Origin of the sequence: Microtetraspora sp. NBRC 13810, assembly GCF_030268685.1 — a bacterium.
Classification (GTDB): Bacteria; Actinomycetota; Actinomycetes; order Streptosporangiales; family Streptosporangiaceae; genus BSRQ01.
In genome coordinates, this window is record NZ_BSRQ01000016.1 from 1 (window position 1) to 21,962 (window position 21,962).

Annotated in this window: 20 protein-coding genes and 1 riboswitch; of the genes, 5 read left to right on the forward strand and 15 right to left on the reverse strand. The window is 72.9% G+C overall.

What is annotated here, in order from left to right:
* Positions 1–120: 120 nt before the first annotated feature.
* The 3 genes from QSK26_RS27725 to QSK26_RS27735 are packed head-to-tail and all read right to left on the reverse strand — an operon-like array spanning position 121 to position 3,687.
* Positions 121–2,151, reverse strand: coding sequence for a bifunctional aldolase/short-chain dehydrogenase (locus QSK26_RS27725; protein ID WP_285778210.1), 2,031 nt, complete (start codon positions 2,149–2,151; stop codon positions 121–123).
* Position 2,152: 1 nt separating this feature from the next.
* Positions 2,153–3,313 (reverse strand): L-rhamnose isomerase, encoded by a 1,161-nt coding sequence (rhaI, locus tag QSK26_RS27730; RefSeq protein ID WP_285778211.1) that lies wholly within the window; start codon positions 3,311–3,313, stop codon positions 2,153–2,155.
* A gap of 53 nt (positions 3,314–3,366) precedes the next feature.
* On the reverse strand, positions 3,367–3,687 hold the full coding sequence (locus QSK26_RS27735; RefSeq protein WP_285778212.1) for an L-rhamnose mutarotase: 321 nt from the start codon (positions 3,685–3,687) through the stop codon (positions 3,367–3,369).
* Between the two features lie 280 nt (positions 3,688–3,967).
* Between QSK26_RS27735 and QSK26_RS27740 the strand changes: the two genes are divergently transcribed.
* Positions 3,968–4,978, forward strand: a complete 1,011-nt coding sequence (locus tag QSK26_RS27740; RefSeq protein ID WP_285778213.1) for a LacI family DNA-binding transcriptional regulator — start codon at positions 3,968–3,970, stop codon at positions 4,976–4,978.
* Positions 4,979–5,162: 184 nt separating this feature from the next.
* Positions 5,163–6,131: a Gfo/Idh/MocA family protein gene (locus tag QSK26_RS27745; RefSeq protein ID WP_285778214.1), complete on the forward strand. Its 969-nt coding sequence runs from the start codon at positions 5,163–5,165 to the stop codon at positions 6,129–6,131.
* 8 nt (positions 6,132–6,139) lie between these two features.
* On the opposite strand, the gene QSK26_RS27750 is transcribed toward QSK26_RS27745, so the two are convergent.
* Positions 6,140–6,865: a lysophospholipid acyltransferase family protein gene (locus tag QSK26_RS27750; RefSeq protein WP_285778215.1), complete on the reverse strand. Its 726-nt coding sequence runs from the start codon at positions 6,863–6,865 to the stop codon at positions 6,140–6,142.
* Between the two features lie 302 nt (positions 6,866–7,167).
* On the opposite strand from QSK26_RS27750, the gene QSK26_RS27755 reads away from it, so the two are divergent.
* Both QSK26_RS27755 and QSK26_RS27760 read left to right on the forward strand, forming a co-directional pair.
* Positions 7,168–7,932 carry an alpha/beta hydrolase gene (locus QSK26_RS27755; protein ID WP_285778216.1) on the forward strand — a complete coding sequence of 255 codons (765 nt, stop codon included), beginning with the start codon at positions 7,168–7,170 and terminating at the stop codon, positions 7,930–7,932.
* Between the two features lie 64 nt (positions 7,933–7,996).
* Positions 7,997–8,503 carry a hypothetical protein gene (locus QSK26_RS27760; protein ID WP_285778217.1) on the forward strand — a complete coding sequence of 169 codons (507 nt, stop codon included), beginning with the start codon at positions 7,997–7,999 and terminating at the stop codon, positions 8,501–8,503.
* Positions 8,504–8,546: 43 nt separating this feature from the next.
* On the opposite strand, the gene QSK26_RS27765 is transcribed toward QSK26_RS27760, so the two are convergent.
* The 7 genes from QSK26_RS27765 to QSK26_RS27795 form a co-directional block, all read right to left on the reverse strand.
* The gene (locus QSK26_RS27765; protein WP_285778218.1) at positions 8,547–9,650 is read right to left on the reverse strand and encodes a hypothetical protein; all 1,104 of its coding nucleotides are present in this window, start codon (positions 9,648–9,650) and stop codon (positions 8,547–8,549) included.
* A 103-nt stretch (positions 9,651–9,753) separates the two neighbouring features.
* Positions 9,754–10,458, reverse strand: a complete 705-nt coding sequence (locus QSK26_RS27770) for an endonuclease/exonuclease/phosphatase family protein (protein WP_285778219.1) — start codon at positions 10,456–10,458, stop codon at positions 9,754–9,756.
* A 76-nt stretch (positions 10,459–10,534) separates the two neighbouring features.
* On the reverse strand, positions 10,535–11,479 hold the full coding sequence (locus tag QSK26_RS27775) for an ROK family glucokinase (RefSeq protein ID WP_285778220.1): 945 nt from the start codon (positions 11,477–11,479) through the stop codon (positions 10,535–10,537).
* 21 nt (positions 11,480–11,500) lie between these two features.
* Positions 11,501–12,100 (reverse strand): hypothetical protein, encoded by a 600-nt coding sequence (locus QSK26_RS27780; RefSeq protein ID WP_285778221.1) that lies wholly within the window; start codon positions 12,098–12,100, stop codon positions 11,501–11,503.
* A complete protein-coding gene (locus tag QSK26_RS27785) occupies positions 12,093–13,289 on the reverse strand; it encodes an ArsA family ATPase (RefSeq protein ID WP_285778222.1) in 1,197 nt (398 codons plus the stop codon). The genes QSK26_RS27780 and QSK26_RS27785 overlap by 8 nt, the downstream gene beginning before the upstream one ends.
* Positions 13,286–13,720, reverse strand: a complete 435-nt coding sequence (locus QSK26_RS27790) for an SRPBCC family protein (protein WP_285778223.1) — start codon at positions 13,718–13,720, stop codon at positions 13,286–13,288. The genes QSK26_RS27785 and QSK26_RS27790 overlap by 4 nt, the downstream gene beginning before the upstream one ends.
* Positions 13,721–13,755: 35 nt before the next feature.
* Entirely contained in the window at positions 13,756–14,523 is a 768-nt protein-coding gene (locus QSK26_RS27795; RefSeq protein ID WP_285778224.1) for a metallophosphoesterase family protein, read from the reverse strand.
* A 181-nt stretch (positions 14,524–14,704) separates the two neighbouring features.
* On the opposite strand from QSK26_RS27795, the gene QSK26_RS27800 reads away from it, so the two are divergent.
* Positions 14,705–16,498, forward strand: coding sequence for an AMP-dependent synthetase/ligase (locus QSK26_RS27800; RefSeq protein WP_285778225.1), 1,794 nt, complete (start codon positions 14,705–14,707; stop codon positions 16,496–16,498).
* On the opposite strand, the gene QSK26_RS27805 is transcribed toward QSK26_RS27800, so the two are convergent.
* The 4 genes from QSK26_RS27805 to QSK26_RS27820 form a co-directional block, all read right to left on the reverse strand.
* On the reverse strand, positions 16,489–17,655 hold the full coding sequence (locus QSK26_RS27805; protein ID WP_285778226.1) for a glycosyltransferase family 4 protein: 1,167 nt from the start codon (positions 17,653–17,655) through the stop codon (positions 16,489–16,491). The genes QSK26_RS27800 and QSK26_RS27805 overlap by 10 nt on opposite strands.
* Positions 17,652–18,896, reverse strand: a complete 1,245-nt coding sequence (locus QSK26_RS27810) for a M48 family metallopeptidase (RefSeq protein ID WP_285778227.1) — start codon at positions 18,894–18,896, stop codon at positions 17,652–17,654. Before QSK26_RS27810 ends, QSK26_RS27805 begins: the two co-directional genes overlap by 4 nt.
* Positions 18,897–19,234: 338 nt before the next feature.
* A complete protein-coding gene (locus QSK26_RS27815; protein WP_285778228.1) occupies positions 19,235–20,092 on the reverse strand; it encodes a hypothetical protein in 858 nt (285 codons plus the stop codon).
* A 390-nt stretch (positions 20,093–20,482) separates the two neighbouring features.
* Positions 20,483–21,097 carry a C40 family peptidase gene (locus QSK26_RS27820; protein WP_285778229.1) on the reverse strand — a complete coding sequence of 205 codons (615 nt, stop codon included), beginning with the start codon at positions 21,095–21,097 and terminating at the stop codon, positions 20,483–20,485.
* Between the two features lie 22 nt (positions 21,098–21,119).
* A riboswitch (cyclic di-AMP (ydaO/yuaA leader) is annotated at positions 21,120–21,279 on the reverse strand.
* Between the last annotated feature and the right edge of the window lie 683 nt (positions 21,280–21,962).

A 21,962-nucleotide genomic window follows, 5' to 3' on the forward strand; every position in this document is an offset into this window, starting at 1 on the left:
CCACGAGTGAGGGCACTGTCTGACCCCAGGACTCACGATCGGTCCAGCGGTGGGAAGTGCTCACTCACTCGCGGCTACCAGGCACCGAGTCTGCCCGATCAGCCGACCCGGTAGCTCCCATTAGCGGAGGAAGGCGGCGGCCACCCCGGCGTCGACCGGGACGTGCAGGCCGGTGGTGTGGGTGAGCTGGGTGATCAGGAACACTGCGGCGGCGACGTGCTCGGGCAGCACCTCGCGCTTGAGCAGCGTGCGCTGGGCGTAGAACTCGCCGAGCTTCTCCTCCGGCACCCCGTAGACCGCCGCCCGGTTGGCCCCCCAGCCGGAGGCGAAGATGCCCGAGCCGCGGACCACGCCGTCCGGGTTGACGCCGTTGACCCGGATGCCGTGCCCGCCCAGCTCGGCGGCGAGCAGCCGCACCTGGTGCGCCTGGTCGGCCTTGGCGGCGCCGTACGCGACGTTGTTCGGGCCGGCGAAGACGGCGTTCTTGGAGGAGATGTAGACGATGTCCCCGCCCATCCCCTGGTCGATCATGACCTTGGCGGTCTCCCTGGACACCAGGAAGGAGCCGCGGGCCATGACGTCGTGCTGGAGGTCCCAGTCGGCCGCCGTGGTCTCCAGCAGGGAGCGCGACAGGGACAGGCCGGCGTTGTTCACCACCAGGTCGACGCCGCCGAAGGCCAGCACGGCCCGCCGTACGGCCTCGGCGATCCGCTCCTCGGAGGTGACGTCCACGCCGACCGCGACCGCCGCGTCCTGCGGGCGCAGCGCCCCGGCGGCGATCTCGGCGGCGACCTTCTCCGCGGCGGCGAGGTCGCGGTCGGCGACCACGACGCAGGCGCCCTCGGCGGCGAGCCGGCGGGCGGTGGCCGCGCCGATGCCCGACCCGCCGCCGGTGACCAGCGCGACCCGGGTGGCCAGCGGCCGGGGCGCCGGCATGCGGCGCAGCTTGGCCTCCTCCAGCTCCCAGTACTCGATCCGGAACTTCTCCGACTCCTCGATCGGCCGGTACGCGGAGACCGACTCGGCGCCGCGCATCACGTTGATCGCGTTGACGTAGAACTCGCCGGCGACCCGCGCGGTCTGCTTGTCCTTGCCGAAGGAGAACATGCCCACCCCGGGGACGAGCACGATCGCCGGGTCGGCGCCGCGCATGGGCGGCGAGGCGGGCGTGGCGTGCCGCTCGTAGTAGGCGCGGTACTCCTCCCGGTAGGCCGCGTGCAGTTCGCGCAGCCGGGCCACCGCGTCCTCCAGCGGGGCGTCGCCGGGCAGGTCCAGGACGAGCGGGGCGACCTTGGTGCGCAGGAAGTGGTCGGGGCAGGAGGTGCCCAGCGCGGCCAGCTCGGGGTGCCGCGCGGAGGCGAGGAAGTCCAGCACCTCCGGGGCGTCGTTGTAGTGCCCGACCTGCCGGGCGTCGGTGCTCGCCAGCCCCCTCACCACCGGGAACAGCGCGGCGGCCCGTGCCCGCCTGGCCTCCTCGGGCAGCGGCTCGGCGACCCTGGCGCCGAACGGCTCGGGGCGGCCGTGCTCGGCGAGGTGCCGCTCCGCCGTGCGGATGATCTCCAGGGACCGCTCGCGGCACTCCTGGGAGGTGTCGCCCCAGGCGGTGATGCCGTGGCCGCCGAGGATCACGCCGATCGCGTCCGGGTTCGCCGCCTTGATCGCGGCGATGTCCAGGCCGAGCTGGAAGCCCGGACGCCGCCACGGCACCCAGACGACCCGGTCGCCGAAGATCCGCCGGGTCAGCTCGGGGCCGTCCGCGGCGGTGGCGATCGCGATGCCGGCGTCCGGGTGCAGGTGGTCCACGTGCGCGGCGTCGACGAGGCCGTGCATGGCCGTGTCGATGCTCGGGGCCGCTCCCCCGCGCCCGTGCAGGCAGAAGTCGAACGCGGCGACCATTTCGTCCTCGCGCTCGACGCCCGGGTAGACCTCGGTGAGCGCGCGCAGCCGGTCCAGCCGCAGTACGGCGAGCCCGCCCTCGGTCAGCGTGCCCAGGTCGCCGCCGGAGCCCTTGACCCACATCAGCTCGACGTCGGAGCCGGTGACCGGGTCCAGGCTCAGCCCCTTGGCCGAGGCGTTGCCCCCGGCGTAGTTGGTGTTGCGCGGGTCGGCGCCCAGCGCGTGACAGCGTTCCAGCAGTTCACGGACGTCCATCTCAGGCCCCCCAGCCCGCCTGCGTGCCGCCGACCCGCTCGGCGGCGATCTTCTCGAAGTATCCCGACCGCCGGTAGGCGGCCATCGGGTTCGGGTCCAGGCCCATCTCGCCGCGCACCTCGGCCAGCAGCGGCCGGACGTCGGTGTCGTAGGCGTCCATCAGCACGGCGTTGGCGCCGAGCACGTCGCCCTCGGCCTGCGCCGCGCCGAGCGCCTCCCGGTCCACCAGGAGGGCCTTGGCGGTGGCCTCCTGGACGTTCATCACCGACCGGATCTGGCCGGGGATCTTCGGCTCGATGTTGTGGCACTGGTCGAGCATGAACGCGACGTGCGGGCCGAGCCCGCCGCCGCCCACCACCTCGAACATGATCCGGAAGAGCTGGAAGGGGTCGGCGGCGCCCACCATGAGGTCGTCGTCGGCGTAGAAGCGCGAGTTGAAGTCGAACCCGCCGAGCTTGCCCTCGCGCAGCAGGAAGGCGACGATGAACTCGATGTTGGTGCCCGGCGCGTGGTGCCCGGTGTCCACCACGACCTGCGCCTTCGGGCCGAGCTTGAGGCAGTGCGCGTAGGCGGTGCCCCAGTCCGGCACGTCGGTCACGTAGAACGCGGGCTCGAAGAGCTTGTACTCCAGCAGGAAGCGCTGGTCGTCGCCGAGCCGGTCGTAGACGGCGGCGAGCGCCTCGGCGAGCCGGTCCTGCCGGGCCCGGATGTCGTCCTGCCCCGGGTAGTTGGTGCCGTCGGAGAACCACAGCTTCAGCGTGTCCGAGCCGGTCGCGTCCATGATGTCCACGCACTCGAGCAGGTGGTCCAGGGCCTTGCGGCGCACCTTCGGGTCCGGGTTGGTGACGCTGCCCAGCATGTAGTCGTCGTCCTGGAACACGTTGGAGTTGATCGCGCCGATCCCGACGCCGTGCTCGCGGGCGTGCCTGGCCAGGTCGGCGTAGTCGGCCACCTTGTCCCACGGGATGTGCAGCGCCACGGTCGGGGCCACCCCCGTGTACCGGTGCACCTGGGCGGCGTCGGCGAGCTTCTCGTACGGGTCGCGCGGCACCCCCTGCCGGGGGAACACCTTGAACCGGGTGCCGGAGTTGCCGAACGCCCACGAGGGCGTCTCGATGTGCTGCGCCCTGAGGGCGGTCCTGATGTCCTTGGTGTCCTTCATCGGTCCCTGATTCGGTCGGGGATGGGTCGGGGGTTCCGGGGGCCGTGGCCGAGTCAGTCGAGGTGGAAGATCTCCCGCAGCGGCACGAACCCCTCGTCGGGGCTCCGGCCGCCGAGGTCCTCGAAGAAGGGCGCCATCTCCGCCTGCCACCGGGCGTTGACCTCGGTCCGCGCCATCGCCGCGCGCGCGGCGTCGAGGTCGCCGGTCTCCAGGTAGCCGACGAGGAGGCCGTCCTCGCGCAGGAACAGGGAGTAGTTCCGCCATCCCGCCGTCTGGAGCGCTTCTCGCATCTCCGGCCAGACCGCCGCGTGCCGTTCGCGATACTCGTCGAGGCGATCGGCCCGGACCTTCAGGAGGAAGCACACTCGCCGCACCGGGACTCCACCGTGTTCGCTACTCGGACAAAAACGTTTTAACCACGTTACCGAAGACGCTACGACCGCCGCACAGGGGGTGTCAATGGTCGGTGCGCCCACCCGTCCGCACCCGCCCCCGTCCCCGTGCGCCGCTGGCCCGGCCCCGTACGGCCGGTTCCGCCCCGCGCCCGGTACGGCGGCGCCAGGCCCTCCCACGGGATGACCGGCGGCCCCGCGGGCAGGGCACACCGGCCGGCCAACTGGCGTCAAGGTGCTTGTTACGTTTTAATCAACACTCATGAGTGCGGTGAGCATCAAGGACGTGGCGGCGCTGGCCGGCGTCTCCCCCGGCACGGTGTCCAACGTGCTCAACCGGCCGGAGAAGGTCGCCGGCTCCACCCGGGACAGGGTGGAGGCGGCCATCAGGGAGCTGGGCTTCGTCCGGCACGGGTCGGCCTCCAGCCTGCGCGCCGGGCACAGCCGGACGATCGGGCTCTCCGTGATCGACATCGGCAACCCCTTCTTCACCGACGTGGCGGCCGGCGTGGAGGACGTCGCCAGCGACCGCGGCTACGCCGTGCTGCTCGGCAACTCCTCCGGCGACCGGCTCAAGGAGCAGCGCAACCTGCTCGTCTTCGCCGAGCAGCGGGTGCGCGGCGTGCTCATCACCCCCTCCGACGACGACCTGGCTCGGCTCGACCGGATCAAGGAGCGCGGCATCAGCGTGGTCTTCGTCGACCACCCGGCTTCCAGGCCGGACCAGTGCTCGGTGGCGGTCAACGACGTCACCGGCGGCACGCTCGCCGTCGCCCACCTGCTGGAGCTGGGCGCGGAGCGGATCGCCTACGTCACCGGCCCCGGCACGATCCGGCAGTGCGCCGACCGCCGCCAGGGGGCCGGGCGCGCGCTCGCCGCCGCCGGGCGCGACCCCGGCGCGCTCCAGGAGGTCGCGATGCCGTCGATGACCGCCAGGTCCGGCCAGCAGGCCGCGGAGAAGCTGCTCTCCCAGGGCCGCCTGCCGGACGCGATCTTCTGCGCCAACGACCTGCTCGCCCTCGGCGTGCTGCGCGGCCTGATGCACGCCGGTGTGCGGGTGCCGCAGGACGTCGCGCTGATCGGCTACGACGACATCGACTTCGCCTCGGCCTCCGCGGTCACGCTCAGCTCCGTCCGCCAGCCCACCCACCGCCTGGGCCAGGTCGCCACCGAACTCCTGCTCGACGAGTGCGACAACCCCGAGACCCACGCCCACCAGCAGATCATGTTCCAGCCCGAACTCGTCATCAGAGAGTCCACCCGCCTCCCCTGACGGTGCTCCCGGATGCCCGCGAGGACGGGGCTCGGCGGTGGCGCCGGAAGTCCTCCCGGTCCATGCCGAGGATCACCCGCGGGCGGACAGCGGCCGATGCGCCGGTCGCGGGGGCCTCTTGCCAACCCCCCCTTCCCCACAAGAGGATCTGCCCGGAACACAACCGGCTATCAGGGGATTTATCGTGCTTTCGTGGGGCATCGCGGCGACGGGGATCATCGCGCGTGAGGTGGGACGCGTGATCGCGGCCGAGCCGGGGATGCGGGTGGCGGCCGTCGGGTCGCGCAGCGCCGACCGGGCCCGGGGACTGGCCGCCGAGCTGGGCGCGCCCCGCTCCTACGGCTCCTACACCGAGCTGGTCGGCGACCCGGAGGTGGACGCCGTCTACGTCGCCGTGCCCCAGTCGCACCACCTGGAGGTGGTCGAACCGGCCATCGCCGCCGGCCGCGCGGTGCTCTGCGAGAAGCCGCTGACCACCACGGTCGCCGACGCCGAGCGCATGGTCAAGCTGGCGCGGGACGCCGGGGTCTTCCTCATGGAGGGCATGTGGATGCGGTTCAACCCGCTCGTCCGGCGGCTCGCCGACCTGGTCGCGAGCGAGGAGTTCGGCCGGCCGCGCTCGGTCTCCGCGTCGTTCGGCTTCGCGCTGCCGTACGACGCCGCCGCCGTGCACCGGCTGTGGGATCCCGCGCTCGGCGGCGGGGCGCTGCTGGACCTCGGCATCTACCCGCTCGCCCTGGCGCAGTTGCTGCTCGGCGAGCCGGAGGGCATGACCGTGACCGGCGGCGTCGGCGAGTCGGGGGTGGACGCGGAGGCGGCGCTGCTGCTGACCTACCCCGGCGGGGCGCGGGCGCTGCTGGAGACCTCGCTGGTCAGCCCCATGGCCAACACCGCCACGGTGGTGGGCACGGCGATGCGGGCCGAGCTGGCGGCCCCCTTCTTCGCCCCGCAACGCCTGACGGTGCACGGCGAGCGGGCCGAGGAGTTCACCCTCGACCCCGGCGAGGACGGCTACATCGGCTACGTCAACGAGCTGCGCGAGGTGCGGGACTGCCTGACGGCGGGCAGGACGGAGAGCGCGGTCATGCCGCTCGCCGACACGCTCACGGTGATGCGGCTGCTGGAGCGGGCCAGGGGCGCGCTCGGCCTGTGAGGCGGGGGTCAGTCCTCGGTGGCGTCCGGCTTCGCGGCCTTGGCCTCCCGGGCCGAGCGGATCATCTCGATCTTGGCGCTGGCGGCGTACTTGTCCACGTACTCCTGGCCGGACAGCTCCATCAGCGCGTACACGATCTCGTCGGTCACCGCGCGCAGCACCAGCCGGTCCTCCTCCATGCCGTAGTAGCGGGAGAAGTCGAGCGGCTTGCCGAACCGGACGCCCGGCCGGATGCCGAGCTTGGGGAAGATCCGGCCGGGGGGCATCATCTCGAAGGTGTTCACCATCGCCCAGGGGATCACCGGCGCCCGTGACTCCAGCGCCAGCCTGGCCACCCCAGTCTTGCCCTTGTAGAGCCTGCCGTCGGGCGAGCGGGTGCCCTCGGGGTAGATGCCGAGCACGTGGCCCTGGCGGAGCACCTTCAGGCCGGTGCGCAGGGCCGCCTCGCTGGCCTTGCCGCCCGAGCGGTCGATCGGCACGGTGCCGACGCCGGTGAAGAAGATCCTGCTGAGGAGTCCTTTGACGCCCCGGCCCGTGAAGTACTCGGCCTTGCCGAGAGAGATCACCTTGCGCGGCAGGAAGAGAGCCCCGAAGAAGTGGTCGGCGAAGGAGAGATGGTTGCCGGCCAGGATGACCGGCCCCTCCTTCGGGACGTTGTCCACCCCTTCGGCCCACGGCCGGAACCCCAGATGCAGGAACGGCGCCAAGATGGCCTTGACCACCCAGTAGAACACTCGGGCACCTTCTCTCAGCGTCGGCCGGGAACCGCCGGTCCGCGGTGGCTACTGATCGGCCGGCAGGCGGGGACCAGCGTTATCCTCCCATCTTCCGGCCGGATCCGGCACACGACAAACTCGGCGCGCCCGGTGTCTCTTCGCCCATCCCTCCTGCCCATGCATACCTTGGTAACTCGGAATCGACGGACTTTTCACCGCATCGTCATGAGTTCTGCTCGATGTTCGGACAGGCGTGCCCTCTCGCCAATCGTCGGCCGCGCGTGCGACGATCAGGCCAGTCCGGCAGGAGGAGGAGTGCGATGCCTGTGCTACCCGGCGCCGAGCCCTACCGCCACGACGGGGGCGAGGTCGCCGTGCTGCTCTGCCACGGATTCACCGGCACTCCGCAGTCGCTGCGTCCCTGGGCGCGTCACCTCGCCGCGGCGGGCCTGACCGTCCGGCTGCCCCGGCTGCCGGGACACGGCACCACCTGGCAGGAGATGTCCCACACCCGCTGGGAGGACTGGTACTCCGAGCTCGACAAGGCCCTCGCCGACCTGCGGGGCCGCTGCCCCGAGGTGTTCGTCATGGGCCTGTCGCTGGGCGCCTGCCTGGCCATCCGGCTGGCACAGGTGCACGGCGACGCGATCAGGGGGCTGGTCGCGGTCAACCCGTCCATCGCCAACGACGTGCCGCTGCTGAAGCTCGCGCCGCTGCTGAAGCTGGTGATCCCGTCGGTGCCCGGGGTGGTCGGCGACATCAAGAAGCCGGGCGTCACCGAGCTGGGCTACGGGCGCACCCCGGTGAAGGCCGCCGCCACCCTGCCCCGGCTGTGGTCGCTGGTGCAGAGCGAGCTGGACAAGGTGACCCAGCCGATACTCGTCTACCACAGTGTCGATGATCACGTGGTCAAGCCGGCCGGTGTGCGGATCCTGCGTGAGAGACTGGCGGGAGGCAATCTCACCGTCGTCGAGTTGACCGACAGCTTTCACGTCGCGACGCTTGACAACGATGCCGATCAGATCTTCGCGGGGAGCCTGGAGTTCATCCGCACGCACGCCTCGGTACCCTTGCAGAGGGACTGATCGCCCACGGGGGATGCGCGGTCTCGGGAGGAAGGCATCGGCCGATGACGACAGGCCAAGCTAAGTGACGCCCCAGAGTGACGAGGACGAGGTCTGGCGCCAGATCGTCGCCTCTTACAACGCACCCGCCGAGCACACCTCGGCGGATCAGCCCTGGCCGGACAGCGAGAACCTGCCGTCGGCGCCGACCCGCAGGGTTCTGCGGCGGCCCGACGGAGACGGCCAGGGCCCACTGAGCGACTTCGCCGACGACCCGCCGGCGGACGAGCCCGCCCGCGACGACGACGAGGGCAAGCCCGCCGGGGCCGAAGGAGAGGACGAGGGGCACTACGAGCCGCCGCCCCCTCCCCCGCTGCCCAAGGCCGACCCGTCGACCAAGATCGCCTGGGCGGCGCTCTTCGGCGGCCCGGCCTATCTGCTGCTCGCCGCGATGTTCGGCTGGCAGTTGCACGGCTGGGCGCTCTTCGCGGCGGTGGCCGCCTTCATCGGCGGCTTCGTCGCCTTGGTCGTCCGCATGGGCGACGGCGGCCCGCCGAACGACTCGGGCTGGGACGACGGCGCCGTGCTCTGAGGCGCCGGTGACAGGTCAGGAGCTCTGAGGCGCCGGTGACGGGTCAGGAGGCGGCGCTCTTGTCGTCTTTCTTGGGGCCGAAGGTCTCGACCGCGTCGGTGTACCGGTCGGCGGCGTCCACGACGTGGCCGACGGCCCACACCGCCGACGTGCCCGGAAGGTGGGAGACGGCCTGCAGGCGCATCGTCGTGCCCTTCGCGGCGTCCGCCTCGCCGCGGATGGTCTTCACGGTGCGGCCGTCGTAGCGCAGCAGGAACGCCTCGCCCGGGTCCTCGGGGTCGAAGCCGGAGATCCAGAACCTGCCCGCGCCGTCGCCGGTCACGCCGTACAGGCTCGCGTCGTCCTCGGGCACCCGGACCTGGGACCAGCGCCTGCCGTTCCAGGAGAGCACCAGCGGGGTGGACTCGCCGCCGGAGTGCAGGACGCCGCCGACGGCCAGCGCCCGCTTCGGCCCGTCGAACTGGACGTCGCGCAGGTAGCCGCCCGGGATGCGGGGCAGCGTCATCGCCTTCCACGTGCCGCCGGACAGCCGCATGACCAGCGGCCTGCGCTCGCCGTCACCCACCGCCATGCCGTCGCCCCTGGCCGAGACCGCCACCGCGTAGAGCGTGCCCTCGTCGCGCGGCTGCGGCTCGACCCGCCAGACGCCGGCCGCCTGGGTGAGGATCAGCGGCCTGCCGTCGCGGCTGCCCACGGCGGCCACCCTGCCGGGCACCGCGTCCACCCCGCCGAGCCAGTCGCCGGAGCGGAGCTGCTCGACGCCCACCCGGTCGAAGTTGGACCCGTCGCCGTGCGCGACATATGGCAGGCCGTCGTGCGCGGTGCCGACCGTCCACAGGTCGGTGGCCGAGGCGGCCGCGATGGACCGCAGGGACCCGGCGCCGGTGTCGTCGTTGCGGATGCTCACCTGGCTCCAGGCCCGGCCGTCCCAGTGCGCGATGGCGCCGCGGTAACGCCAGGCGTCCCAGATGTCCTGCTGGCCGACCGCCCACACGTCGGTCCCGGACAGGCCCGCCACGTCGAAGAGCGAGCCGTCGCCGGGCAGGCCGACCCGGGTCGACTCCTGCCAGGCTTCGGCCGCGGCGGACGGTCGGATCGGATCGGCTTGGGCGTGCGCGGCCGAGCCGGGAACGATCGGTCCGGACACGAGCGCGACTCCCGCGCACACCGCCAACGCACGCCGCGCGGTGCAGCGGGTCATAGAAGAATCGTACGGCCACGATCTCGCGGGTGGGGACAACCTGCCGTTTTCACGACCCCACGAGCTCCGCGACAACTGGTAAATGATCGGTGGCGCGCACCAGGTCATCGGGGTCGGCCTCGGCTCCGCCGCAGGCCACGACGGTGAGCCCGGATCCGGCGAAGACGGCGTCGATCCGTTTGTCCGGTCTGCGGGCCAGGAAGGTCATCCCGTCACCGCGCGGCGCGCACGGGTAACAGTCGGTGAGTTCGCCCGCGATGTAGCGGAAGGTGCGCTGGTCGGCCTGCTCGTTCACGTCGCCCGCGAGCACCGGCTCCGCGCCGTGCCGGTCGGCGGCGGCCCGGATCAGCGTGAGGGCCTCGGCCGCGTGGCAGAACCTGGCGGAGGAGTCGAGGTCGAGGTGGATGGAGCCCACCGCGAGCCGCAGGCCGCCCGCCTCGACCACCGCGATGGCCACCGCGCGGCGCTCCAGCGGGAAGAAGCCGCGCAGCAGGTGGCCCTCCGCGTGCAGCACCCGCGCGCCGGGGCCGACGAACACGGCGGTCCCGCCGCGCCGCAGCCCGGCCGCGACCGTCATCCCGCTCGCGTGGGCCAGTTGCCGGCGCCTGCGCCGCCACAGCAGCCACCTGGGCGCCTCCTGGACGCACAGGACGTCGGGCCGCAGCGCCCGGATGACCCTGACCAGCGCGGGCACGCTGTCGTACATCGAGCGCACGTTGTACGTCGCGACCCGCACCGTCGTGGCCACCGTCATGACCGCAGCGTAATCTCCCCGGTTCCTCCCGGCCAGGGGTCCGGCGAACCGGGAGGAACCGGCTGGAAAGAGCGGGTCAGCGGAGGCGGGCGAGGTCGGCCGCGCCGACCAGGCCGGCGGAGGCGCCCAGTTCGGCGAGGCGGATGTCGGCCACCGGGCGGTGCCCGTGCCCGGTCAGCTCGGCGGCGAAGGTCTCCCTGGCCCGGTCGAGGAACAGGTCGGCCGCCCGGGAGACGCCGCCGCCGATGATGAAGCAGCCGGGGTCGAGCAGCGCGGCCAGGTCGGCCAGGCCGCGGCCGAGCCACTCGCCGAGGAGGTCGAAGGCGCCGAGCGCGGCCTCGTCGCCGCGCCGCGCGGCCTCGGTGACCGCCTCGCCGCCGATGCCGGCCGGGTCGCCGCCGGCCAGTTCCAGCACTATCCGGCCACGCGCCGGGTCCGCGGCGGCCAGCTCGCGGGTGTCCTGCACCAGCGCGCTGCCGCTGGCGTAACGCTCCCAGCAGCCCAGCCGGGCGCACCCGCACGGCCGCCCGTCCCGCACCACCTGCATGTGGCCCAGCTCGGCGCCCATGCCCCAGCGGCCCCGGTAGAGGCGGCCGTCCAGGACGATGCCGCCGCCGATGCCGGTGCCGACGGTCACGCAGACGACGTGGCTGCCGCCGCGCCCCGCGCCGAACTTCGCCTCGGCCCAGGCCATCGCGTTGGCGTCGTTCTCCACCACGACGGGCAGGCCGACCAGGTCGGCGACCTTCTTGCGCAGCGGCTCCTCCCGCCAGGCCAGGTTGGGCGCGAACCTGACGAGCGACCGCGTCTCGTCGATGAATCCGGCCGCGCCGAGGCCGACCGCCTCGATGTCGCGGCCCTGGGCCAGCTCCTTGACCACGTCTCCGATGGTCGCCGCCACCTGGTCCGGGTGCTGGGCGGGGGTCGACCGCAAGGTGTGCCCGACGATGGTGCCGTCGTCGTCCACCACGCCCGCCGCGACCTTCGTGCCGCCGATGTCAACACCGATGGTGAGCGCCATCTCCCAACCTTTCCGCCTGGGTCACCCCAGGTCGATGTGCTCCACGTCCGGGGGATCCTCCCGGGGTCTCCTGGGCTCGGACGGGCGCGCGATGACGTCGACGGCCTGCCGGAACGCGGCGAACAGCTCGCCGCCCGCGGCGGCCAGATGGTCGGTGACGCCGGTGCCGGACTCGCGCTGGGCGGCGATGGCCCGGCAGACCGGGCAGGCGCGGCAGATGTACTCGTCCTCGTCGTGGGCGGAGACCGCCTCCTCCCACACGTCGCGCTCCTTGCGCCCGCCGCCGCCCAGCGCCTGCCCGAGGCCGGCGGCGGTGCCCTTCAGCAGGCCGCGGCCGATCTCCCTGGCCGCGCGGTCCTGCACCGCGCCGAACAGCCTCATCGCCTCGTCGGCGACCGACGCCACGGGGTCACGCCGCCCGCCGCCGTCCCTGTCCCGCGCGTCCCTGTCGCGTAGGTCCCTGTCGCGTAGGTCCCTGTCGCGTGGGTCCCTGTCCCGCAGGTCCCTGTCCCGCGCGTCTCTCTCCCGCACGGCTCGTTCCCACACGTCCCTGTCCCGCGCGCCGTCCGGCGTGCCCGGGCCGGCGGGGGTGTCACGGTCGTCTCCGGTGTGCTCAGTCATCAGGCCCTCCCGCTTCGAACCGTACCCGGAGAAGGCCGTCCCGGAGCGCGGCGTCCTTGACGCTGCGCCGGGCCAGGGCGGCGGGCAGGGCGAGCACGCGGCGGTGCGAGCCGGCGGTGACGATCAGCTCGTCGCCCTTGCGGGCCAGATCGACCGCGTCCCGGTCGGCGAGGGGCAGGGCGAGCAGCAGCTCGTGGTCCGCGGTGACGGTCAGCGGCGGCCTCGCGGTGACCGGCCCGAACGGGTCGGCGTCGCCGTAGAGCGCCGCGCCGACGGCGGCCAGGGCGTCCAGCCCGACGGGCTCGGCGGGCAGGTAGGGCACCCGGTGGATGGGCAGCGGGGAGAAGGACTGCACGGCCTCGTCGAGAAGCGCGGACTGGGCGGCGATCCACTTCTCCCGCCAGGCGTCGGCGCCCTCCTCGGGGAACACCCGGTTGGCGACGACGGCGTCCACGCGGTAGCCGTACAGGCTGAGGGAGGTCAGGGTGCGGCGGGCCTCGGCGAGGACGACGGCCTCGGGGGTGAACACGAGCCGGACCGACGCGGTGTCCCCGGCGAGCAGCTCGCGCAGGTCGAGCAGGGCGCGGTGCAGCCGCTCCCCGGCGCCGACCACCTCCTCGCCCGGCGCGGTCACCTTCGTCACGTGCCTGATCACCGGCGCGAGGGTGCGCAGCAGCCGCCTGGCGACCGGCAGCAGCCGGCCGACGTGCCAGTCCAGCGCCTCGGGCAGAGCGAGCAGGCGCAGTGTCTCCGCGGTGGGCGCGCAGTCCACGACGATCACGTCCCACCGGCCGCCGGCCGCCTGCTCGCGCAGCTCCAGCAGGGCGAGCAGCTCCTCGGCGCCGGGCAGGACGGTGATCTCCTCGGCGGTGATCTCGTCGAGGCCGAGCTCCTGGAACACGTCCAGGACGTACTCCCGCACCTCGCCCCACTGCCGCTCCAGCGCCTTCTGCGTGTCCACCTGAAGGACGTGCAGGCCGGGCGCGGCCTCGGCCGGCACGTGCGCGGGCGGCACGGCGAGCGCGTCGCACAGCGAGTGGGCCGTGTCGGTGGACACGATCAGCGTGCGGAGCCCGCGGCGGGCGGCGAGCGTGGCGGTGGCGGCCGCGGCCGTCGTCTTGCCCACGCCGCCCTTCCCGGTGAACAGCAGCACGCGCGGCGCCCCGCCACCGGAGGCGGTCGCGCTCACGACGTCTCGACCCGCTTCTTGAGCCCCTTCAGAGCGGTGTCGACGATCACCTTCTCGGCCTTGCGCCTGACCATGCCGAGCATGGGCACCTTGAGGTCCACGGCGAGCTCGTAGGTCACCTCGGTGCCGCCGCCCGCGTCCGCGAAGCGGTAGCTGCCGGTGAGGCCGGAGAGCATCTTGCCCGCCTCCACGATCCGCCAGCCGACCACCCCGTCGCGCCAGTCGTAGCCCAGGGTGTACTGATCGGAGATCACACCGGCGTCGAGGGCGAACCTGACGGTGGCCGGGAGCCCGTCGTCGCCCGTGGACAGCACCTCGGCCGATCTCACCTGGGTCGCCCACTCCGGGTAGGCCGGGAAGTCCGCGATCACCGCGAGGACGGCGGGCCTGTCGGCGGCGATGGTGATGCTGGAGGTCGTGCGATCGGCCATGCGCTTACCGTACTCGTTCCGGGCCGTGAGATCGCTCACCACTCCAGCGCGAACGGCGTGCGCCTCGACCGGAAGTGCCCCACGTTCACGCACTCGGTGCGCCCGATCCTGGTCCGCCTGGCCAGCGGCTGGTGCACGTGGCCGAAGAGCGCGTACCTGGGTTGCGTCTTCCTGATCGCGGCCAGGGTGGCCTCGCTGCCCCGCTCGAACCGCCTGGCCTCCACGTCGTAGAGCAGCTCGGGCACGGCCGGCGGGATGTGGCAGCACAGCACGTCCACCTCGCCGAGCGCCTCCACCTTGGCCGCGTACTCCTCGTCGGCGATCTCGTACGGCGTGCGGTAGCGGGTGCGCAGGCCGCCTCCGACGAAGCCGACGGTGAGGCCGCCGAGCTCCACCGTCTGGCCGTCGAGCACGTGGTGGCCGTCCCTGGCGTGCTCGGCCCACAGCCGCGGGATGTCCACGTTGCCGTAGGTCATGTAGGCGGGGGTGGGCATGGCGGCGAAGATCTCCTCGTACTGGCTGCGCACCATGCGCTCGATGTGCTCGGCGGGGTCGCCGTCCAGGCCGCCCCACAGCCGCGCGGACATGGCCCTGGCCTCGTCGAAGCGGCCCGCGGTGCGCAGCCCCACGTAGACGGCCGCCTGCTCCGTGCCGAAGAGCGCGGGGAAGATGCCCTGGGAGAGGTCGTGGTAGTCGATGAAGAGGATGAGGTCGCCGAGGCAGATCAGGGCGTCCGCCCCGTCTCCCGCGCGGCTGAGGGCATCCGCCCTGCCGTGCACGTCGCTCACGACATGAACCCGCATGCGCGACATATTAACCGTCCGGTCGGTCAACCGGCCGCCGGGTTCCGCCGGTCCGGGGCGCCGGGCTGATAGCGTGAAATCGCCTTGTGTAACGCCTCAGTGACGGCATCTACCCATGCGTAACTTATCGCGATAGCGTCCGAACCGGCCATTGGTCCCGTGCACCCGGAGGAGCCCAGCCGTGCGCGAGTACACCGTCCCCACGCTGGTGGACGTCCCCCCGTCCGCCAGCTGCATCGACATCGTGTTCCAGCGGGCCGAGCAGGATCCGGGCGCCGTGGCGCTGCGGCGCAAGGCCGGCGACGACTGGCTGGCGGTCACCGCCGGAGATTTCCGTGACCAGGTGAGCGGGGTGGCCAAGGGCCTGATCGCCTCGGGAGTGGAGCCGGGCGACCGGGTCGCCCTGATGTCCCGCACCCGTTACGAGTGGACCGTCGTCGACTACGCCATCTGGGCGGCCGGCGGGGTCAGCGTGCCGATCTACGAGACGTCCTCGGCCGAGCAGGTCAGGTGGATCCTGTCCGACAGCGGCGCCAGGGCGGCGGTCGTCGAGCTCGGCTCGCACGAGGAGACCCTCCGCGAGGTGCTCGCCGAGCTGCCCGAGGTGCGCGACGTCTGGCGGATCGACGGGGGCGCGATCGACGCGCTGACCGCCAAGGGCGCGGCCGTCGGCGACGAGACGCTGCTGGAGCGGCGCGCCTCCCGCGGCGGCGCCGACCTGGCCACGATCATCTACACGTCGGGCACCACCGGCCGCCCCAAGGGCTGCCGGCTCACCCACGACAACCTGCTCTTCACCGCGCGCAACGTCGCCGCCGGCCCGCTGGAGCGGCTCTTCCAGCAGCGTGACCGGGCCGCCCTGCTGTTCCTGCCGCTGGCGCACAGCTTCGCCCGGCTCATCGAGGTCATCCTCATCGAGACCGGCACCGTGCTCGGCCACACGCCCAACATGAAGAACGTCGGCCCCGACCTCCAGTCGTTCCGCCCGTCGTTCCTGCTCGGCGTGCCCCGGGTGTTCGAGAAGGTCTACAACGGCGCCGAGCAGAAGGCGACCGCCGACGGCAAGGGGAAGATCTTCCACGCGGCGGCCGACACGGCGATCGGGTGGAGCCGCGCGGAGAGCTCCGGCGGCGCCGGCCTCGGGCTCCGCCTCAAGCACGCCCTCTTCGACCGGCTCGTCTACGTCAAGCTGCGCGCGGCCACCGGCGGGCGGCTGACCGCGGCGGTGTCCGGCGGGTCCGCGCTGGGCGACCGGCTCGGCCACTTCTTCCGCGGCGCCGGGATCGAGGTCTTCGAGGGGTACGGGCTCAGCGAGACCTCGGCCCCCTCCTCGGTCAACATGCCGGGCGCCAACAAGATCGGCACGGTCGGCAAGCCGCTGCCCGGCGTGACCCTCGCGATCGCCGACGACGGCGAGGTGCTGGTCAAGGGCCGGCACGTCTTCGACGGCTACTGGAACGACGAGAAGGCCACCGCCGAGGTGATCGACGCCGACGGCTGGTTCCACACCGGCGACGTGGGCGAGCTGGACGCCGACGGCTACCTGCGGATCACCGGCAGGAAGAAGGAGATCATCGTCACGGCGGGCGGCAAGAACGTCGCCCCCGGCCCGCTGGAGGACCGGATCCGCGCTCACCCGCTGGTCAGCCAGGCGATGGTGGTCGGCGACGACCGCCCGTTCATCGCCGCGCTGGTCACCCTCGACCCGGAGGCGGTCGAGCAGTGGAAGGGCGCCAACGGCCGCGCCGGGGCCACGCTCGCCGAGCTGAGCACCGACCCGGCCATCCTGGCCGAGGTGCAGAAGGCCGTGGACGACGCCAACCTGTCCGTCTCCCAGGCTGAGGCGATCAAGAAGTTCGCCCTGCTCGGCACCGACATCACCGAGGAGTCCGGGCACCTCACCCCGACGCTCAAGGTCAAGCGCGACATCGTCATCCGCGACTTCGCCAAGGAGATCGACGGGCTCTACGGCTGAGCCGGGCGGGGTCCCGAGGGCGCCAGCAGACGATCGAAGCGGGCGGCCACGGCGTCCCAGGTCCACTCCCGGGTGATCCACTCCCGGCCGCGCTCGCCCATCGCGCGGGCGCGCGCCGGGTCGGCCAGCAGCCCGGCGACGGCGGCGGCGACCTCGGCGGGTGCGGAGCCGTCCACGACCAGCCCGGTCTCGCCGTGCCGTACGGCGTCGGGGGCGCCGCCGGAGGAGCCCGCGATGACCGGCAGCCCGGCCGAGGACGCCTCCAGGTAGACGATGCCGAGCCCTTCCAGGTCGATGCCGCGCAGCCGGGTCCGGCACGGCATCGCGAAGACGTCGCCGGCGTCGTAGTAGGACGGCAGCGCGGCCCACGGCACCGGGCCGGTGATGCGCACCGCCGCCTCCAGGCCGCCCGCCCGGACGAGCCGTTCCAGCCGGCCGCGGATGGGGCCGCCGCCGACGAGCAGCAGCACCGCGTCGGGGACCTCGGCGAGCACCCGCGGCCAGGCCCGCACGAGGACGTCCTGGCCCTTGCGCGGGACCAGCCGGGAGACGCAGACGGCGACGGGGCGCTCGCCCAGGCCGAGCGCCTTGCGCACCTCGGCGCCGCCCGCGCCGGGCCGGAACAGGCCGGTGTCCACGCCGGGCGCGAGCCGTACCAGCTTGGCGTCGGAGATCGCGGCGGCGAGCCTGCCGCGGGTGTAGTCGCCCAGGTAGGTGACCACGTCGGCGTGCCCGCCGATCCGGGCGAGGACGCCGCGGGAGAGCGGCATGCTGGCCCACGACGCCTCGTGGCCGTGGGTGAGCATGACGACCCGGCGCGCCCCCGCCGCACGCAGGCCGGGCGCGAGCAGGCCGAGCGGCGCCGCCGCCCCGAACACCACCGTCTCGCAGCCGAACGCCGCGACGAGCTCGGCCGCCCGGCGCGCCACCGTGGGCAGCGGCAGCATCAGCCGGCCCGGATGCCGCACCACGTGGTACGGCTGGCGCAGGTCGAACGCGTGGCAGCCGGTCCAGCGGGGCGCGTAGACGACGACTGAGCCCGGCGGGCGGCGCGCGGCGAGCCCGTGCACGAACGCCTGGATCCCGCCGGGGCGGGGAGGGAAGTCGTTGGTGACGATGAGGGTCTTGCCGGGGGACCCGGCCCCGTCCCCGGTCACGGCTCCGGCATGCCGTTCAGCAGCGCCCAGGATCTGGCGGTGGCGATGCGCTCGGGTCCGGCGGGGTGGGAGGCGTACAGGACGTACTCCACGGGGTCGGGTGACAGGTCGGAGATGTTGGCGACGGCCAGCCGCTTCTGGATCGCGACGAACCGGCCGGGGTCGCGGGTGAGGTCCAGGGCGTGCACGTCGGCGCGGGCCTCGATGTGCCTGCTCACCACGTTCTGGGCCGGCCCGGACAGCACGGACGCCACGCTGAGCAGGCCCATCAGCAGCCCGGCGGCGCGCGGGTCGGCGAGGGAGGCGATCCCGGCCCGGCGGCGCACCGACCCCGGCGAGGTGACCAGGAAGAGCAGGCAGGCGCCGAACGCGGCGGCCAGCCCGCCTTCCAGCGTGCCGTGCAGGACGTCGTCGTTCTTGGCGTGGCCGAGCTCGTGCGCGACGATCGTCTGCACCTCGTTCTCGGGCGCGCCGAGCAGCGTGTCGTAGACGACGATCCGGCGGGTCGCGCCGAAGCCGGAGACGTAGGCGTTGAGCGCCGTGGTACGCCGGGAGGCGTCGGCGACCAGCACGTCCTCCACCGGCACGCCGTCCCTGGCGGCCATCGCGAGCAGGTCGGTGCGCAGTTGCCCGGCGGGCATCGGGCGGAAGTCGTTGAACAGCGGCTCGACCGCGACGGGGTAGACGAACGACGCCGCCACGGTCAGCACGAAGGCGCCCGCCGCCGCGGGGATCCACCAGCGGGGGAACCGCCGGGCCAGCCCCACCACGGCCACCACCATGAACGCGACGAGCAGGGTGCGCACCCCGAGGTTGAGCAGCCGGTCCGCCGACCACGACGACCAGGTCTGGGTGGACAGGCCGTAGGCGCGGACGTAGGTCTCGTACCACATGCCGAGCGGCCAGCGGAGGACCTCCACGACGGCGGTGAGCGCCACCACCCCGCAGACCACCCGCAGCCACCACGGGCCGCGGGCCGCGGACAGCACCCGTGCGCCGAACGGCGTGACGATCAGCAGCCCGGCGAAGACCAGGGTGAGCGCCAGCGACAGATAGGAAGGAAGACTCAGCGCCGAGTCGAACTCCGCGGCGCGGGCGATCTGCGCCGCGGTGAAGTCGCGCGCCGGATCGACCGCCACCGCGGGCGCGCCCGCGGCCAGCACCCGCCACGGCGTGGTCACCCCGACCACCACGCCGATCGCGGCCCCGAGGCCGATCAGCGCCCAGGCCGCTCCGCGCACACCCGTCCTCCCCGTGCCGCCCTCCGCTCCGTCCCCCCTGACCCGCCTGCCAGAAAGCTCACCCGATTCGGTCACCCCGATCACTCCCCGTCCGGAGCCGACACCCGCTCGACGTCGATCCCCGTATCATCGCAGCCCGCCCCGGCCCCCTCCACGCAGCCGGGCCGTCTCCACCTCCACAGCCCGCCCCCCATGCCCTCCTCACCCCCCGCGAACCCCGCACTCCCCCGCTCCGCCTTCACCGCCCCCCGCCACGCGCGCCGCGGACGCGTTCCCTTCCCCGGCCGTCCAGCTCCGGGTACGCCGTCCGGGCGGGGTGGACGAGGTCCGGGGACGGGTCAGCGCAGTTCGGCGGCGAGGTGGGCGCGCCAGTGGGCGGTGAGGGAGGCGGTGGTGAGGCCGAGGGCGGCGAGCGCGCCGGGGAGGCCGTCGCGCAGGGCGCGCCGGTAGAGGGCGACGAGCGCCCGCTCGCCGTACCGGCCGGCGATGTAGCGGCAGGCGAGCCACGCCTCCTCGTACGCCTGGGGCACCCGGGGCCCGCCGGGGCGGAAGTCGTCGCGGGACGGAAGCTCGCGGGGCAGGCGGCCCGCGCGCACCTCGTCGGCGAGCTCGGCGGCGGCCGTGCGGACGGGGATGCCGGAGTCCCGGTAGCCGACGTAGTCCGCGAAGCCCTCGGTGAGCCAGATGGGCAGCCCGGTGCCGAGCGCCGCTCCGGTGGCGACGTGGGTCAGCTCGTGGGTGAGGACGACGGCGCGTCCCGCCGGGGACAGCCGCGCGAAGCCGTCGGGCACGATCACGACGCGGTCGGCGAGCGCGACGGCGGCGAGCCCCTCCAGCGCGGTGGTGCCGGCGAGGCGGGCGGCCTGCGCCGTGTCGGCGGGCACCTCGATCACCGCGCGCGTGGGACCCCACACCCCGGCGACCGTACGGGCGGCGCGGTCGGCCACGGCGGCGATCCCGGCCAGCCGGCCACGGTCCGCGCCGGGCGGGCCGATCACCTCCGACCGCTCGCCGCGCACGACCGTGCCACCCGGCATGGCCGGTGGCGCCGGCGCGGCCGGCACGCGCATCGCGGCGGACAGGCCGGCGCCGATCGGCGCGGGCGGCGCCCCGCCGGTCAGCAGCACCGCTCCGGCCACGCCCAGCAGACCCGACAGCGCCATGCGCCGGGTCTTCGGGTCGGAGACGGCATGCACGCGGCCCAAAGTACGGCATCGGGCGACCGCCGGGGCCGCCCGTGTGGACCGTGGGACGCGTCCTCGCTCCTCGGGCAACGGGCCAGGTGCGCGCCCGCGATCCGCCGGGGACGTCGGACCGTATCCCGTTGACGGGCCCGCCGGAGGGCGACGGGCTGTGGACAGGGGCCCCGCTCTCGGCCCGCCAGGGGGTGGCGGGCCGGGAACGGGGGTCCCCGCTCGCGGGCCGCCGGTGGACGGACGGGCCCGGCGGGCCGCGAGCGGGGAGGGGCGCGCGCTTCGGGGGCTCAGGCGGCGACCTGGGCGCACCGGACAGGCGTCCGGAGGGGGTATCCGGGCGCGGAACCGGGGGGAGGTCGTGCCTGCGAGACGCGGCCCTGGGGGAGGGCGTCAGAGACCGGGACGCACTGCGCCGCTGAAGGAGGACCGCATGGTGCTCAGCTTCACGATGCGCACGGTTTCGCCGCTGTTGGGGGAATGGATGATCTTTCCGTCGCCGACGTACATGCCCACGTGGCCCTTGCCGTAGAAGAACAGCAGGTCACCGGGCCGCAGATCCTTGATCGAGATCTTCTTCCTGATACCGGAGTACTGGCTGTAGGTCACGCGCGGGATCTTCACCCCGGCCTTCCGCCAGCTGTACTGGACCAGGCCGGAGCAGTCGAACGCGTTGGGACCGGTGGCTCCCCACCGATACGGATCGCCGACCTGCTTCTCGGCCACGGAGACCGCCTTGGCGGCCTTGAGCTTCTGTGCCGCGACCTTGGTGAGCTTCGTGACGGTGGTCACCGCGCCCGGCGCCGCTGCCGTGGCCGAGGAGGGGGTGCTCCCGGCCAGCAACGTCGTGGAGGTCGTCGAATCCACGGAAGGAAGTGGTGCTGTGCTCGTCGTCACCGCCGAGGCCGCGGTGGCCTGTAGCGTCACCACCCCCGCCGAGGCGGTGATGGTGAGTGCCGCACCGCCGATGGTCAGGCGGGTAAGACGCGACAGACGCAGGTTGTACACGGATGTGGACAGGATTGCTCCTCCGCTCTTCCACCAATGCCTACCGGGTTAGCTGACGGATTCGGACGTGGAAGTCGCCCTACGGCGCGATCGCGCCGATTCACCCCTGGCCCTTTCGGTAAGGACCTTTTGGGTCCCCGGCTCCGTGCCTCCTGGCTGCACGGACTCGGCAGGTCACCAATCCCGAAGGGGGAACGGTTAGCGGTGACCAGATGGATCTATTCACGACATCGGCGGTTGATTTCCGATGATCGACTCGGCCGGGCTACGGTGCCCGCCGCGATGCGAGAAGCTACTCGGATCCCCATATCTCGGCAAAGCCCCCGCCAAGAATAAAGATCTCTGGAGAGGTTCCCGACTTTACGAAATCCCAGGAGAACAAGGAGATCAGTTACCTAAATGTGATCCCCCTCACACTTTCGCCGCATGAGCGATTGACACCACTTGTGTCACATCAATCACATAGGTAGGACGATTCATGCGATCGTCAGACATGCCGTGATCGCTCCACTTTTTACGTGAGAAATGCTCCCACCTCGTGGTATGCGCGCTACAATCGCGCCATCCCGGGGGGACCCAAAAGGTAACGGGCAGCACACATCACGATCAGCCAAACGTTCTGACGTCTCCCGTCAGGCGCCGGTAAGGAGGCCCACCCGTTTCGGGCACACCGGTTGGAACGGTCCACGACCGCCGGATCGCCCACCCGCTCCGCGTGCCGTACGAGGCCGCCGGCACATCGCCGGCGCACTCCACCCGGCCGCCGGGGAACGCTTGAGACACCCGCCGCCACGAGCCGGACGGGGACACACGCCGTCGCGCCGGGACGACGCTCGGCACCGCGCAAAGAACCGGACGAAACTCA